The organism is Micromonospora sp. DT228 (genome assembly GCF_049841595.1).
Classification (GTDB): domain Bacteria; phylum Actinomycetota; class Actinomycetes; order Mycobacteriales; family Micromonosporaceae; genus Micromonospora.
In genome coordinates this window covers 468,405-483,034 of sequence record NZ_JBNCKO010000005.1, presented here as the reverse complement: position 1 = coordinate 483,034, position 14,630 = coordinate 468,405, and the positions used below count along the sequence as shown (strand labels likewise).

Annotated in this window: 17 protein-coding genes; 12 read left to right on the top strand and 5 right to left on the bottom strand. The window is 71.8% G+C overall.

The features are described from left to right. Nucleotides 1-198 precede the first annotated feature (198 nt). Nucleotides 199-1,140 (top strand): hypothetical protein, encoded by a 942-nt coding sequence (locus tag ACLQ29_RS14060; protein ID WP_425772012.1) that lies wholly within the window; start codon nt 199-201, stop codon nt 1,138-1,140. 52 nt (nt 1,141-1,192) lie between these two features. On the opposite strand, the gene ACLQ29_RS14055 is transcribed toward ACLQ29_RS14060, so the two are convergent. After that, nucleotides 1,193-1,774: an NADH-quinone oxidoreductase subunit B gene (locus ACLQ29_RS14055; protein ID WP_393370152.1), complete on the bottom strand. Its 582-nt coding sequence runs from the start codon at nt 1,772-1,774 to the stop codon at nt 1,193-1,195. Nucleotides 1,775-1,968: 194 nt separating this feature from the next. Further along, the gene (locus ACLQ29_RS14050; protein WP_425772011.1) at nt 1,969-2,328 is read right to left on the bottom strand and encodes a hypothetical protein; all 360 of its coding nucleotides are present in this window, start codon (nt 2,326-2,328) and stop codon (nt 1,969-1,971) included. 271 nt (nt 2,329-2,599) lie between these two features. Between ACLQ29_RS14050 and ACLQ29_RS14045 the strand changes: the two genes are divergently transcribed. Then, nucleotides 2,600-3,136: a SigE family RNA polymerase sigma factor gene (locus tag ACLQ29_RS14045; protein WP_425772010.1), complete on the top strand. Its 537-nt coding sequence runs from the start codon at nt 2,600-2,602 to the stop codon at nt 3,134-3,136. Next, nucleotides 3,129-4,331, top strand: coding sequence for a hypothetical protein (locus ACLQ29_RS14040; protein ID WP_425772009.1), 1,203 nt, complete (start codon nt 3,129-3,131; stop codon nt 4,329-4,331). Before ACLQ29_RS14045 ends, ACLQ29_RS14040 begins: the two co-directional genes overlap by 8 nt. A 52-nt stretch (nt 4,332-4,383) precedes the next feature. Here the strand turns inward: ACLQ29_RS14040 and ACLQ29_RS14035 are convergent, their stop codons facing one another. Together ACLQ29_RS14035 and ACLQ29_RS14030 are read right to left on the bottom strand one after the other, a co-directional pair. Further along, entirely contained in the window at nt 4,384-5,862 is a 1,479-nt protein-coding gene (locus ACLQ29_RS14035; protein ID WP_425772008.1) for a pyridoxal phosphate-dependent decarboxylase family protein, read from the bottom strand. 27 nt (nt 5,863-5,889) lie between these two features. Beyond that, nucleotides 5,890-7,275, bottom strand: a complete 1,386-nt coding sequence (locus ACLQ29_RS14030; RefSeq protein ID WP_425772007.1) for an MFS transporter — start codon at nt 7,273-7,275, stop codon at nt 5,890-5,892. 181 nt (nt 7,276-7,456) lie between these two features. Between ACLQ29_RS14030 and ACLQ29_RS14025 the strand changes: the two genes are divergently transcribed. Both ACLQ29_RS14025 and ACLQ29_RS14020 read left to right on the top strand, forming a co-directional pair. Next, nucleotides 7,457-8,017, top strand: coding sequence for a SigE family RNA polymerase sigma factor (locus tag ACLQ29_RS14025; RefSeq protein ID WP_425772006.1), 561 nt, complete (start codon nt 7,457-7,459; stop codon nt 8,015-8,017). Next, nucleotides 8,010-9,230: a hypothetical protein gene (locus ACLQ29_RS14020; protein ID WP_425772005.1), complete on the top strand. Its 1,221-nt coding sequence runs from the start codon at nt 8,010-8,012 to the stop codon at nt 9,228-9,230. Before ACLQ29_RS14025 ends, ACLQ29_RS14020 begins: the two co-directional genes overlap by 8 nt. 49 nt (nt 9,231-9,279) lie before the next feature. Here ACLQ29_RS14020 and ACLQ29_RS14015 read toward each other — a convergent pair whose 3' ends face one another. Further along, nucleotides 9,280-9,594, bottom strand: a complete 315-nt coding sequence (locus ACLQ29_RS14015) for an MGMT family protein (RefSeq protein ID WP_425772004.1) — start codon at nt 9,592-9,594, stop codon at nt 9,280-9,282. Nucleotides 9,595-9,655: 61 nt separating this feature from the next. Between ACLQ29_RS14015 and proB the strand changes: the two genes are divergently transcribed. The 7 genes from proB (at nt 9,656) to ACLQ29_RS13980 (ending at nt 14,618) form a co-directional block, all read left to right on the top strand. Then, nucleotides 9,656-10,765 carry a glutamate 5-kinase gene (proB, locus tag ACLQ29_RS14010; RefSeq protein WP_425772003.1) on the top strand — a complete coding sequence of 370 codons (1,110 nt, stop codon included), beginning with the start codon at nt 9,656-9,658 and terminating at the stop codon, nt 10,763-10,765. Nucleotides 10,766-10,799: 34 nt separating this feature from the next. Beyond that, nucleotides 10,800-12,044 (top strand): glutamate-5-semialdehyde dehydrogenase, encoded by a 1,245-nt coding sequence (locus ACLQ29_RS14005; protein WP_425772002.1) that lies wholly within the window; start codon nt 10,800-10,802, stop codon nt 12,042-12,044. Between the two features lie 85 nt (nt 12,045-12,129). Then, nucleotides 12,130-12,531, top strand: coding sequence for a YbaB/EbfC family nucleoid-associated protein (locus tag ACLQ29_RS14000; RefSeq protein WP_425772001.1), 402 nt, complete (start codon nt 12,130-12,132; stop codon nt 12,529-12,531). Between the two features lie 2 nt (nt 12,532-12,533). Then, on the top strand, nt 12,534-12,860 hold the full coding sequence (locus tag ACLQ29_RS13995) for a hypothetical protein (protein ID WP_425772000.1): 327 nt from the start codon (nt 12,534-12,536) through the stop codon (nt 12,858-12,860). Nucleotides 12,861-12,887: 27 nt separating this feature from the next. Next, entirely contained in the window at nt 12,888-13,382 is a 495-nt protein-coding gene (locus ACLQ29_RS13990) for a hypothetical protein (protein WP_425771999.1), read from the top strand. Continuing rightward, complete coding sequence (locus tag ACLQ29_RS13985; RefSeq protein WP_425760366.1) at nt 13,375-14,004, top strand: hypothetical protein; 630 nt, start codon at nt 13,375-13,377, stop codon at nt 14,002-14,004. Before ACLQ29_RS13990 ends, ACLQ29_RS13985 begins: the two co-directional genes overlap by 8 nt. Continuing rightward, the gene (locus ACLQ29_RS13980) at nt 14,001-14,618 is read left to right on the top strand and encodes a hypothetical protein (protein ID WP_425771998.1); all 618 of its coding nucleotides are present in this window, start codon (nt 14,001-14,003) and stop codon (nt 14,616-14,618) included. Before ACLQ29_RS13985 ends, ACLQ29_RS13980 begins: the two co-directional genes overlap by 4 nt. Nucleotides 14,619-14,630 lie beyond the last annotated feature (12 nt).

The following is a 14,630-nucleotide window of genomic DNA, read 5'->3' as shown; positions in this document are numbered from 1 at the left end:
CCACCCGCACGTCGGACAACCGCCCTGTTTCCCACGGCCGACGCGTCGGCTCGAGTGGCGACGGGGAAGCCCATCGCCGATGCTTGACGACACGAATTGATTGTTGTGCGACGGCAACCATTCCATGGCTTGGCTGACGTCTAGCAAGGCAGTCGATGCGATCCGCACCAGCCACCATCACGGGAGGACCAGACATCCATGTTCAGAAAAACGGGGACCCTGCTCACCGCCGTACTGCTCGGCCTGACCGCGACTGTCGCCACCGCCGGCCCGGCGGTGGCCGCACCGGCGGACCGCGACGGCCGCACGCTGTCGGTGGGCAAGCTGATCCTGAGCCCGACCGAGCGGGGCTACCGGGGCAGCGTCCCGCTGACCGTCACCAACACCGGCAGCGAGAGCGACTACTTCTACTACAAGCTGCGTGAGCCGGTGCCGGGCGCCTTCCAGTTCGACGGCACCGCGTGCGACATGTTCGACATGCGGGTGGAGGACAACCGCAGGGTGGCCAACTGCTCCCTGACGGACAACTGGGCCGACCTGGCTCCGGGCGAGAGCACCCGCAACGTGCTCGACTTCCACGTGCTGACAAACCCCCGGACCTACCCGATGATCATGAACGGGGGCTGGGTCGAGGTCTACTCCAGCATCGACGGTCTGGTGGCGCGCACCCCGCTCAGCGCGCTGTTCCGGTCCACGAACGGGTCGCTGACCCGTCCCCGGCCGTACGTCCAGGACGCGCGGCCGGACGCCTCGATCAGGTTGGACGGCCCGGTGACGGTGCTCCCGGACGGCGAGGGCAACCTGCGGGTGCCGGTGACTATCCGTTACGACGGCGACGCGCCGCACGACAGCTTCTCCGTGCGGGCCAGCTCCCTGCCCGCCGGCTCCGTGTTCTGGCACACCGACCCGACGAGCGGTCCGGTGAGCGGCGGCGGCGCGCTGGTGCCGGTGCCCGAGCTGCGGTTGATGCCCGGCGAGGAGTACAGCTTCGCGCTTGTCGTCAGCCCGCCCACCGACCCGGCCGACGCCAGCGAACTGATCGACATCGAGGTGGCGACCAACTGGTACCCGACCAGTCCCGACGCCGACCCGAGCGACAACGTCGTCCGGACCACCCTGGCGGTCGCGGCCAACGGCTGACCGGCCACTCGGGCCGCCGCTCGGAGAAGTCCGGGCGGCGGCTCGGCCGCCGTCAGTTCGTCGCGGGTGGGCGTACCGGCGCGGCGGTGAGCGAGTCGACGGAGCGCGGGGCGGCGGCTTCGCGGGGCGGGGCGTCCAGCGGGGCGGCCAGCAGATCCCGTTGCGGCACACCGCCGATGCCGGACTGCTCGGCGGCGATCTTCTCCTGGAGGCGCAGGATGCCGTGCAGCAGCGCCTCCGGCCGGGGTGGGCAGCCGGGCACGTAGACGTCGACCGGGATGAGCTGGTCGACACCCTTGGTCACCGAGTACGAGTCCCAGTAGGGACCGCCGCAGTTGGAGCAGGCGCCGAACGAGATGACGTACTTCGGTTCGGGCATCTGGTCGTAGAGCCGCTTGATCGCCGGAGCCATCTTGTCGGTCACCGTGCCGGACACCACCATCAGGTCGGCCTGGCGGGGACCGTGGGCGAACGGGATCACACCGAGCCGGATGAAGTCGTGCCGACCCATGCTGGTGGCGATGAACTCGATCGCGCAGCAGGCCAACCCGAAGTTGAACACCCAGAGCGAGTAGCGGCGGCCCCAGTTCAGCACGAACCGGATCGGCTCACCCACCACTGCCGGTAGCTGCACGACTGCCCCCTTCCGTCCCCCACCGGACAGTCAACCACAGCAGCTCCGAGCCTCGTCCGTGGCTTCTCCCGGGCCACGCGCGGCACCCGACGAAGAGGGTCGCGGAAGGATCATCGTGAAAGCTCACGTCAGACAAGGGTTGACGTGCCGGTCGGGCCCGGCCAGCAGTGCTGGCCGGGCCCGTTACGCAGTGCTCAGGCTGTCACCGTGGCGCCGGGCGCGGTCAACTCCGCGACGCCCGGACCGGGACCGATCTTCCCAGGCGCACCCGGGCCGGGACCGATGGCAAGGACCACGCCCGGACCAGGACCGATCTCACCGGGCGCACCCGGGCCGGGACCGATGGCAAGGATCACGCCCGGACCAGGACCGATCTCGCCGGGAGCACCCGGGCCGGGACCGATGGCGAGGGACACGCCCGGGCCGGGACCGATCTCGCCCGGCGCACCGGGGCCGGGGCCAATCGCCGTGACGGCCGCCGCCGTGCCACCCAGGCCGAGGGCCAGCCCGGCCACCGCTGTCACTCCGCTGATCAGGATCTGCCGCATCGTCATTTTCTCTCCCCGTCTCGTTCGTGCTTGATGACTTGACCGTACGGAACCGGCGAATGCTATGAAACCTACATATAGTTATACATATTAATATTGATGACCGATGTTTGGTTGACCGATCTGTGCCATACGGCGCGCTGTCCCGGACCTGACAGGAACGTCGAACGGCTCACCCGCAACCTGCCGACGCGCCCGGGTGTGTGACGGGTGCTGGCGACCACGCCGCCTGCGGCCACCACGGGGAGGACGAGTGCTTGTGACAAGAGGAGTACGGGTGGGCGGACGTCCACCCGACCCGCCGGGCAACTCCGCGCCGGAGGCCGCCGAACTGGTCTTCGACGACTTCTACCACGCCCATTTCCGGGGACTCGTGGTGCAGTTGACCGCGTACACCGGTGACCGCGGGCAGGCGCAGGACCTGGTCCAGGAGGCGTTCTGCCGGGCGTACGCCCGGTGGGACCGGATCGCCGGATACGAGGACCCCGTGGCCTGGGTCCGCAGGGTCGCCTGGAACCTCGGCCACAACCGCTGGCGGCGGCTGCGGACCGCCCAGACGTGGCTGCTGCGGCAGCGGGAGACGCACGTCCCGGAGCCCAGCCCCGACCGGGTGGCGCTGCACGTCGCGTTGGCGACGTTGCCGCCGAACCAGCGGCGGGCGGTCGTGCTGCACTACCTCGCCGACCTGACGGTCGCGGAGATCGCCGCCCAGGAACGGGTCGCCGAGGGGACTGTCAAGTCCTGGCTGCACCGGGGCCGGGCCGCGCTCGCCACCCAGCTACGCGACACGAACGAGGAGGTGCGGGATGTCTGAGCAGGAGGCCGTCGGCCTGGCCGAAGAATTCACCCGCTACCGCCGTACCCTCCTGGAAGAGGTCGAGGTGCCCGGCCCGGCCGCCGTCCGGCGGACGGTGCGAGGGCGCGGCCGGCGACGGCTGGCGACCACCGCCACCACTGCGCTCGCGCTGGTCGGCGGGTCGGCCCTCGGGTACGCGGCGATGAACGGGCCGGACCACCGGCCGGATCCGGTCGAGCCGACGCCCAGCATCTCGGTGTCGCCCACGCCGAGCGGCTCGGCCACCCCGACTGCCAGCCCGTCCGCGACACCTGGCGGTCCCGCCTCCGCCGTACCCGACGGCAGGATCAGCCGGGCACAGTTGCTCGGCGCATCGGTGACCCTGCCGGCGTGGCCGGCCGGATCGGACTGCCCGACGTCGCAGACGCGGCTCAGCGGCGACGACCGGGAGGGCGTCAACTGGCTCGCGGCGCTCGACCACGGCGACGTCGACGGGGACGGCGCGGTGGAGACCGTGGCGCTCGTGCAGTGCGTGTTCGGCACCGGGGGGCCGATGCAGGTGGTCGCCTTCGACCGGGACGAGGGTGGGAAGGTGGTCACGCTGGGCCGGGTGGTCGCGACCACCATCGACAAGCCGCAGTGGTTGATCGCGCTCGACGTGGTGGGTGACGGCACGGTCCGCGTACAGGTCGGTGACATCGCGCCCGGCGGCGGTTGGCCCGCCGAGTGGTCACAACGGCAGTGGCGGGGCTACCGCTGGAAGGGCGACGCCTTCGCCCAGGTCTCCGGGTCGACCAGCTTCGGCCCGAACCGGCACGACGTCAACCTTGTCGTCACCGCCACGAACCTGGTGCTGGCCGACGCGCCGGACGGCTCTCGGGTCGGCACGGTGACCGTGCGTGTCCGCAACAGGAACGGCCTGGCCGCCCACGTGGCCCTGCGGCTCGACCTGCCGGCGGCGCTACGCCCGGACGGCGCCGGCTGGGCGGCCTGCCGCAACGACCCGGAGACGACCCGGGAGCCGGTGGCCTGCGACCTCGACGGGCTCGGCGCCGGCAAGGAGGTTCTGCTGACGCTGGGCTTCCGGGTCGCGGCGGGCACCACTGTCGGTACGGGCAAGGCCGACGTGGACGCGCGGCCGATGGACGCGGACTTCGACGTCGTGGAGGAGGTCTACGACCCGGACAACACAGTCGAGATCACCTACCGCTGAGCCGGTCGGTCCGGTCCGCCGTCGTCCGACGCGCGGACCGGACCGCGTGGTGTCACCAGGTGGGACGTTGCAGCAGCCCGACGAACTCGACGAGCAGCCGCTCCCGCAGCGCCGGCGGAGCGGCGTCCAGCAGCGTGTTCACCACCGCCATCCGCCCCGGCAGCGGGGAACTGTCCGGCTCACCGCCCAGGCCCAACCCGGCGGCCAGCCCCGCAACCAGCTCCGGGGTCAGCGCGTCCGGGGTGAGGGAACCGGCCAGCGCCGTCAACTCCGCGGGCAGGTGGACCGGGCCGGCCGCCCGAGCGGCGCTCACCGCGTCGACCAGGTCCGGGCCGAAGTCGCCGACCCGGGGCGCGACCGAGGCGGTCACCGTGAGGTGCACGCTCGCCGGCAGTCCCGCGTACGACAGTTGGGGTTGGGTGTGCCAGCCGCGCGCGGTCAGCTCGTCGACGAGCACGAACAGGTCGGGGCCGCCCTCGGCGGCGGTGAAACAGACAACGGTGGACTCGGGCTCGGCCAGCAACCGCAGCCCGTCGACGGCGCGGACCGCGTCGGCCAGGCCGGCGACCGCGTCCCGGGTGACCTCGGCCAGCCGCAGGTAGCCGTCGTCGCCGAGGTGCCGCAGAGTCGCGTACGCGGCGGCGATCGGCCCGCCCGAACGGGTGGACGCGATCACCGGGTTGATCATGGTGTAGCCGGGCCAGTCCGCGTACGCGAAGTACTGCGGGGCACGCAGCCGGGCCTCGCGGTGCAGCAGCACCGACACCCCCTTCGGCGCGTACGCGTACTTGTGCAGGTCCACCGAGATGGAGGTGACCCCTTCGACCGCGAAGTCGAACGCCGGCACCGGCTCGCCGAGACGGCGCAGGTAGGGCAGGGTCCAGCCACCGAAGCAGGCGTCCACGTGGCAGCGCACCCCGGCGGCGGCCGCCACGGCGGCGATCTCGGCGACCGGGTCCACCACACCGTGCGCGTACGACGGCGCGGAGCAGGCGACAAGCACCGTCTCCGGGCGGATCGCGGCGGCCATCGCGGTCGGGTCGGGGCGCAGCGTGTCCGGGGACACCGGCACGACGTCCAGCGCCACCCGCAGGTAGTGCGCCGCCTTGGCGAACGCGGCGTGCGCGGTCGACGGGACCACGATCCGGGGCGCGGTGATCTCCGGGTGCGCGTCCCGGGCCGTCTTGACGGCGAGGATCAGCGACTCGGTGCCGCCGCTGGTGACGCTGCCGACGACGTCCGGGGCGGTCGTGCCCGGGCCGGCGCCGAGCACGCGGCCGGCGGCGCCGACAAGCGCGTTCTCCATGGCCAGCAGCGAGGGGAAGGCGGTCGGGTCCAGCCCGTTGACGTGCGCGCTCTCCCGGTGCGCGGCGGCAGCCAGCTCGTCCAGGCCGGGCACCGCCGGGTCGTAGACGTACGCGAACAGCCGCCCCCCGTGGGTCGGCCGGTCCCCGGCGCGCAACTGGCGCACCTCGGAGAGCGCCACGTCCGCGGCAACCCCGGGAGGCAAGACCCTGCTCTCGTCGATCATGGAGTTATGGTGCCCTTCTCGTGACTGTCAACGGCTTTCGTCCCCCACCACAACTCCATGATCGACCCGTCCGGGGCGGGTGGCGGCGGCCAGGGCGGCGGGGGTCAGGGTGTAGCGGCTCAGGAGGAGGACTGGTGGGGCGATCAGCAGGGCCGGGATCAGGGTGAAGCCGAGGAGGACGCCGAGTCTCGCCGTGTCGGACTGGGCGGCTGCCGAGCCGGTGTCCGAGGACACGTAGCCGGCAAGCTGGAGCACCAGTCCGTAGATGCCCGGGCCGAGCGCCAGGCCGAGGGTCTCCCCGGCGGTCCACAGGCCGGTGAAGACACCCGCCTGCCGTCGAGAAGTGCGCGCCGTGTCGTACGCGATGCAGTCCGGCAGCATCGCCAACGCGAAGACCTGCTGCCCGGCGTACCCCACGCCGATGAGCGCGACCACCAGGTAGACCGCGACCGGCGGCAGCACCGGCGCGGCGACCAGGGCGAGTGCCCCGACGGCGAGGATCAGCGAGCCGACGACAAGCGCGGTCCGCTTGCCGAGCCGGGCACCGATCCGGGTCCAGAGTGGCATCACCAGCAGCGCCGGGCCGACGAAGCAGACGAACAGCAAGGTCGGCCCGCTCTGCTCGTCGCGCAGGATCTGCGCCGCGAAGTAGTTGACCCCGGCCAGGATCGTCGCCACCCCGGCGGACTGCACCACGAAGCAGATCAGCAGCGCCCGGAACGGGCGGTTGGCGCCGGCAACGGCGAGCTGGGCGCGCAGCGTGGGCTCGCTGCCGCCCACCGCGCCGGTCGGCGCGGACCGGGTGCCGAAGAACGCGCCGAGGGCGCCGAGGGCGATGAGCGCCGCCACGAACAGGCCCATCCACCGGTGCCCGGCCACGCCGCCCCCACCGGCGCTCACCACGAGCGGCGCGACCGCGCCGGAGACCAGGATGGCCAGCGCCAGCACCGCGATCCGCCAGGTCATCATCCGGGTGCGCTCGGCGTAGTCGTCGGTCAGCTCCGCCGGCATCGCCACGTACGGCACCTGGAAGAAGGCGAACGCGGTGGCGGTGGCGAGGAAGGCGAACGCCACGTACGCGACCGAGCCGTTACCGAACGGCGCGGCGAAGATCGACGCGAACAGGACGGCGAGCGCGAGACCGCCGACGAGCAGGTACGGCCGGCGGGCGCCCCAGCGCGATCGGGTGCGGTCGGAGATCCGCCCGGCGACCGGGTTGACGAGCACGTCCCATGCCTTCGGCAGCAGCACCAGCAGGGCGGCCAGGCCGGCGGCCACGCCCAGCGTGTCGGTGAGGTACGGCAGCAGCAGCAGACCGGGCACGGTGCCGAACGCGCCGGTGGCCAGGGAGCCGAGCGCGTAGCCGACGTGCACCCGTCGAGGCAGCGAGCCGGCGCCCGGCGGCGTTTTCATGGGGCCGAATATTACTCACGTTGCGGTGGAGCTCACATCCCCTCCTGCGGTCATGAACCTGCCGGCCCGTCGCGGACATCTAACTAGTCAGGTTGCCGGCAGCGATGCCGCAACCGTGTCCGCAGTTTCAGAGTGTTACCACCGCGGGGCAGATCAGCCTGGCGGTCACGGGGGAGGGGCAGTGACGTCAACGATGGGAGCCCGCGCCAACGAGCCACCGGCGGTACGGACGGCCGGTTCGGCAGTCGAGACGATCACCTTCGACGACTTCTACCACGCGCACTTCGGCAGCGTGACCGCCCAGCTCTGCGCGTACACGGGGGATCTGGGCCACGCCCAGGACCTGGCCCAGGAGGCGTTCTACCGAGCGCTGGCCCGCTGGGACCGCCTGGTCCGCTACGACGACCCGGTGGCCTGGGTCCGCAAGGTCGCCTGGAACCTGGCACACAGCCGCTGGCGACGCCTTCGCACCGCCCGCGACTACCTGCTGCGACAACGGCGCACCGAGGCCGAGGTGGCCGGGCCGACACCCGACCGGGTCGCCATCGACGCGGCGCTGGCGCAACTGCCGCCCAACCATCGCCGCGCGGTCATCCTGCACTACCTGGCCGACCTGTCGGTCAGCCAGATCGCCGCGCAGGAGGGGGTGGCCGAGGGCACCGTCAAGTCGTGGTTGCACCGCGGCCGGGCCGCCCTGGCCGCGCTGCTCGACGAGAACACCGAGGGGGTACGCGATGTCTGACCTCGACCCGCTGCTGCGCGATCGGCTCGGCGCGTACCGCAATGACGTGATCAGCCAGGTGGCCGGTCCCGGTCCCGACAAGGCCCGGCAGCTCCTGCGCCGACGCCGACGGATGACGGCGGCCGCCGCGGCGGCGGCGGTCGTCCTGGGGGTGACCCCCGTCGTCATCAACGCCGCGCTGCACGCCGACCGGACTCCGCCGGTGCCGGTGGAGTCCGTCCCACCGCCGGCCCCGTCCACGCCGGCGCCGCCGACGCCCACGCCGACCGGGTCGCCGACCCAGACGCCGACACCCACCGGCACCGCCCCGACCGGCCCGGACGGGCGAATCAGTCGGGCGCAACTGCTCGCCACACCTGTGGATCTGCCGAACTGGCCGGCGGGCATGGCGGAGGGCGGCTGCACCACCTCGAACGTCCGGCTGAAGACCAACACGAAGAAGACCTACGTGTCGGAGCTGGCCGACAACGAGTTCGAGTACGGCGATGTCGATGGCGACGGCGCCGACGAGACCATCGCCATCGTCGCCTGTCGGTACGGCGAAGCGTCGGCGAAGCAGGTGGTGGCCTTCGAGCGGAACTCCGACGACCGGATCGTGACGGTGGGCCGGGTGGTCCGGACCGACGACGAGTTCAAGGATGTCCTCGCGGCGGAGATCACCCCGACCGGTTCGGTGCGGGTGACGGTGGCCGACATCGTGCCGTGTTGCGAGGTCCCCGCGTATTTCCGGCGGGAACAGGTGCGGACGTACCGGTGGGACGGGCAGCGGTTCGAGCAGACCGACGGCCCGACGACGTTCGGACCGGATCCCCGGCTCACCGACCTGAGGGTGAGCATGACCCACGAGCTGGTCGAGGTTGCCGGTGCGGACACCCGACGTGAACTCACCACCGTCTTCACGGTCACCAACGCCGGCCCGGTCGACGCGCCTCGGGTGACGTTCCGCAACATCGAACATGGCGAACGGGCGGGCGGAGACTGGGCCCGATGCGAATCGGGAAAACTGTGGGACACGACCGAACTAGGGTGCCTGCTACCGGGCGTACCGGCTGGTGAGTCGCGCCGCTACACGTTCGTCCAACGGGTACCCGCCCAGCCGGGTGCCGACGCCGACACCGTGAGTTTCTCCGTCGTGCACGGCGACGCCCAGGGCCGCTGGTGGCCCGACCTCAAGCCAGACGACAACGTGGTGCCGTCCCCCATTCCGCTCTGAACAACCGCACGGTGCCCCGCCCCGGCCCGGGGCGGCGTTCCGTCGGTGGTCAGGGCCCCTCCTCCGGCGACCATCCGGCCGCCGCCATGTCCACGCCCTCGCCGCGCAGCGGCGCCCCCTCGGCGCGCAGTCGAGACCGCGCCTCCCGCTCGTGGCCGGGCGGCAACCGGCCACCCGACGTCACCACCCGATGCCACGGCACCGAGCCGCCGTGTCGGGCCATGATGCTGCCCACCAGCCGCGCCGAGGCACGACCCGAACACTCGGCGAGCGCATCGGCGACCGCGCCGTACGACATCACCCGGCCCGCCGGGATCCGCTCCACCAGGTCGAGCACCGCCTCGACGTACTCGTCAGGAGTCACAATCCGCCACCATATGGGAAGGCCGCCGGGCGCAGCGGCCGTGACCACGCAGAATGGTCGGGTGCGCGACGCAGTCACGGCAGCCCGGCGGGTCGTCGTCAAGATCGGATCTTCCTCGTTGACCACCGCGACCGGCGGGCTGGCCGACGAGCGCGTCGACACGCTCGTCGACACGCTCGGCCGGCTGACCAGCGAGGGACGCGAGGTCGTGCTCGTCTCCTCCGGCGCGATCGCCGCCGGCCTCGCTCCGCTCGGGCTGCCCCGACGCCCGCGCGACCTGGCCACCCAGCAGGCCGCCGCCAGCGTCGGGCAGGGCCTCCTGATCGGCAGGTACGCGACCAGCTTCGCCCGGCACGGCCGCACCGTCGGGCAGGTGCTGCTCACCGTCGACGACGTGACCCGACGGGCGCACTACCGCAACGCGTACCGGACGCTGCGCAAGCTGCTCGACCTGGGGGCGGTGCCGATCGTCAACGAGAACGACACGGTCGCCACCCAGGAGATCCGGTTCGGTGACAACGACCGGCTGGCCGCCCTGGTCGCCGCGCTTGTGCACGCCGACCTGCTGGTGCTCCTCTCCGACGTGGACGCGCTCTGGACCGGCGACCCCAGCAAGCCGCACTCGACCCGGATCGCGGAGGTGCGTGACGACGCGGATCTCGCCGGGATCACCATCGGCGGGGCCGGCCGCTCCGGCGTCGGCACCGGCGGCATGGTGACGAAGGTCGAGGCCGCCCGGATCGCCACCGGCTTCGGCATCCCGGTGGTGCTCACCGCCGCCGACCTGGCCGCGCCGGCCCTGGCCGGCGACCCGGTCGGCACCCTGTTCCATCCGCAACGGCAACGCCCGACGGCCCGGCTGTTCTGGCTGGCCCATGCCACGTCACCCCGGGGGCGGCTGCACCTCGACCCGGGCGCGGTAGCGGCCGTCGTCGGGCGGCGCAAGTCGCTGCTACCCGCCGGCATCACCGCCGTGGACGGCACCTTCACCGCTGGCGACCCCGTGGACCTGGTGGACACCGCCGGCGCGTCGGTCGCCCGCGGGTTGGTCAACTACGACGCGGTGGAGCTGCCGGGGCTGCTCGGCCGCTCCACGTCCGAACTCGCCGCGGCGCTGGGCCCGGCGTACGAACGAGAGGTCGTCCACCGCGACGACCTCGTCCTGCTGTGAGCAGAGGATCTTCCCACCACCGAGGAGAGCTGGCATGAGTGTCGTCGAGCAGGCGCACCGGGCGCGGGACGCCGCCGCGGAGTTGGCCGTGGCCACGCGTACGGTCAAGGACGCCGCGCTCGTGGCGATGGCCGACGCGCTGGTGGCGCGTACCCCGGAGATCCTGAGCGCGAACGAGACGGACCTGGCGGCCGGCCGGGAGGCCGGGCTGAGCGCGGCCGTGCTGGACCGGCTCGCCCTCGACGCGGGTCGGGTGGCCGGCATCGCCGACGCGCTGCGCCAGATGGCCGCGCTGCCCGACCCGGTCGGCGAGGTGGTCCGCGGTTCCACCCTGCCCAACGGGCTGGAGCTGCGCCAGATCCGGGTGCCGTTCGGGGTGGTCGGCATCATCTACGAGGCGCGGCCGAACGTGACCGTGGACGCCGCCGGGATCTGCCTGAAGTCCGGCAACGCGGCGCTGCTGCGCGGGTCGTCCTCGGCCGCGCACTCCAACGCCGCGCTTGTCGCGGTGCTGCGCGACGCGGTCGCCGACGCGGGGCTCCCAGCCGACGCGGTGCAACTGCTCGACGCCAGCTCCCGCGACTCGGTCAAGGAGCTGATGCGCGCCCGAGGGCTTGTCGACGTGCTCATCCCCCGTGGTGGCGCGTCCCTGATCCGCACCGTCGTCGAGGAGTCCACGGTGCCGGTGATCGAGACCGGGGTGGGCAACTGCCACGTCTACGTGGACGCCGCCGCCGACGTGTCGCGGGCCGTCGCGGTGACGTTGAACGCCAAGACACAGCGCCTGTCCACCTGCAACACCGCCGAGTCGCTGCTGGTGCACGCCGGTGTCGCCGACGCGTTCCTGCCGCCGATGCTTGCCGCTTTCGCCGAGGCCGGGGTGACCGTGCACGGCTCCCCCGAGGTGGCCGCGTACTCGGCCGCCGTGGTCCCGGCCACCGAGGAGGACTTCGCCACCGAATACCTGTCCGCCGACATCTCGGTCGCGGTGGTCGAGTCCCTGGACGCGGCCGTCGGGCACATCCGGCGCTACGGCACCGGGCACACCGAGGCGATCCTCACCGACTCGGCGAGCGCGGCCCGGCAATTCGTCGCGCGGGTGGACTCGGCCGCGGTGATGGTGAACGCGTCGACCCGCTTCACCGACGGCGGCGAGTTCGGCTTCGGCGCGGAGATCGGCATCTCCACGCAGAAGCTGCACGCCCGTGGCCCGATGGGCCTGCCCGAGCTGACCAGCACCAAGTACGTCGTCACCGGGGACGGGCACCTGCGCGAGTGAGCGTCCTCGGTGGACGCAGTCCCACCGCTGTGCGCCGGGTCGCTAGTCTGAGGTCGATTCGGCGCGGCTAGTCCGGGGAGGCGACATGCTGGGCGAGAAGGCCCTGGAGGAGCAACTGGCGCAGGCACGTGCCGCGTTGCGGGATGTCAGCCGCACCGTCGCGCCTCCGGAACCTGTCGACTCGGTGGGCGAGGCGGCCGACGGGCGGATCCGGGTCACCGTCGGCAGCGACCGGCGGGTCAGCGCCGTCGACCTCGATCCCCGGGTGCTGCGCGAGGGCTCGGAGCAGCTCGCCGAGGAGTTGCGCCGGGCGGTGAACGCGGCCCTCGACGGGCAGGACGGGGCCGCGGCGGGGACGGAGCCGATGCCTGACCTGGCCGCGATGGCCGCCACCGTGGAGCGGCTCCAGGACGAGGGCCTGCGGCAGATGCGGGAGATCACCCTCGCGGTCGGCGAGACCATGCGGAAACTGCACGGGAAGAGTTGACGATGGACCCGCTGGATGTCGACGTCGACTCGGTGCGCCGCGGAGCGGAACAGTTGGCCCAGGCCAAGGAGCAGGTCGGGCAGGCCTTCGAGGCGTTCCAGGCGGCGGTGGGCAGCTACCCGCAGGCCTTCGGCGGCGACGAGATCGGGATGCTGCTCGGCGTTGCCCACCAGGCCTGTGTGGACGGGCTGACCGAGTGCCTCAGCACCAACCTCGTCGAGTTGGACAACTACGCTGCCGGTCTGCACTCGATGGCGGACGGGTACCGGGCCGTCGAGGAGGGCGTCGGCGACCTCTTCCAGTCAATTCTCGGCAAGCTCGGCAGCTGAGCCCGCCGCACGGGGAAAGGAGTCACGGTGGGCCTGACGCTTCCGGGTGAGCTGGTGTCGTTGCTCTCGATGATCGGGTACGACTGGCCGGAGTCGGACGAGACGGCGCTGTTCCAGCTCGCCGGCGAGTGGACCGGCATGGCCGACCGGATCAACGGGTCGGTCGCCCAGCTGGAGTCGGCCGCGCGGATGGTGCTGGACACCAACCGGGGCGAGAGCTTCACCGCCTTCGCCGACGAGTGGAACGACGGGGAGTCGGCCGCGCGCAACATCGCCGACGCCACCGACCCGACGAACATCATCGCCATCGGGCTGATGGCCGGGGCGGGCATCGTGCTGGCGTTGAAGATCCAGGTGATCGTGCAGCTCATCCTGCTGGCGATCCAGATCGCGCAGGCGATCGCGACAGCTGTGGTCACCTTCGGTGCGTCGCTGCTGGAAATCCCGATCTTCAAGATGATCACCGGGTTGATCATCGACCAGCTGATCGGCATGGCGGTGGACGCGGTGCTCAATGGCTAAGAAGCGCACCTCGCCGCCCCGGCAGACGCAGGCGAAAGGCGCCAGGATCGTCTCGGCGTTCCTGGAGAACGCCGACGTGTTCCGCACCGCCAAGACGGCCGGCACCACCCCCCGCGGCCCGGCCGTGCTGGTGCTGCGCAACCGCCCGGACTTCGACAAGAAGGACTTCGACCGCAAGGCCAGGGACCTGGTCCGGCTCGGCCAGGAGGGCCGGCTGAGCAAGGCGAAGTCGGACCGGACGGCCAACAACGTCTACCACCGCGGGGGCCGAGGGACCAAGCCGGGCACCCGGACCCGCACCAACGTCTTCCGGGACCGGGTGATCCGTCGGCTGACGAAGAACGAGAAGCTGACCCAGCAGCACGGTGACCGGACGACCAACCAGTACCTGGCCAACAAGAAACTCGTCGATCGCCTCTACGACGGCCGGGGGCCGATCCGGGCCCGGGGCGAGGGACTGGACCCGGACCATATCCACGAGCTGCAACTCGACGGAAAGGACGAATACGCTAACCTCAGGCTGATGGACGCCTGGACCAACCGCCAGCTCGGCAGCGATATCTCCGTGGCGTTGCGCGACGTCCCCGAGGGCACCCCGATCATCGTGAAGTTCCTGCCATGACCGGCGCGGACCCCACCGTCCTCGCCCGGATCGCCGAAAAGCTGGAGCTGCTCACCCGGGTCGAGGCCGAACACGGCTTCGGTGTGCGTATCGAGGGGGCGGCCCCGCTGGAGCCGATCGCCGACCTGCCCGGCGTCGCCGAGGTCTACGCCCTGTTCCAGCGCCTGGAGGGCGACAACTTCCGGTTCCACGCGCCGAAGGAGATCCTCACCCCGCAGGCCTGGGCGGAGGACGAGGTCGACCCGACCGACCCGATGGGCAGCCCGTTGATCGTCGGCTACGAGATCGACAGCGTCCCCACCGGCCTACGGTCCGAGATCCGCGGCGGCGACCCGCTCTACCTCGACCGGGAAGACCTGGACGTGTACTACATGGAGTCCAGCGCCTACGTCTACCAGTACGAGCACCCCGACGAGGACGTCGAGTTCACCATCATCGCCCCCGGCGTCGACACGTTCTTCGACGAACACGTCCTCGGCCCCCGCTACCCGGAGCTGACGGCCATCGTCCTCGGTCCCGCCGCCCCCGAGCAGCGGCTGCGCAAGGGCCGGCACGCCGGCGAGTACGCCGACAACTGGCGGCGTCTGCTGATCGCCGCCGGCCTGTCGTCCTGACCGACCCGACTC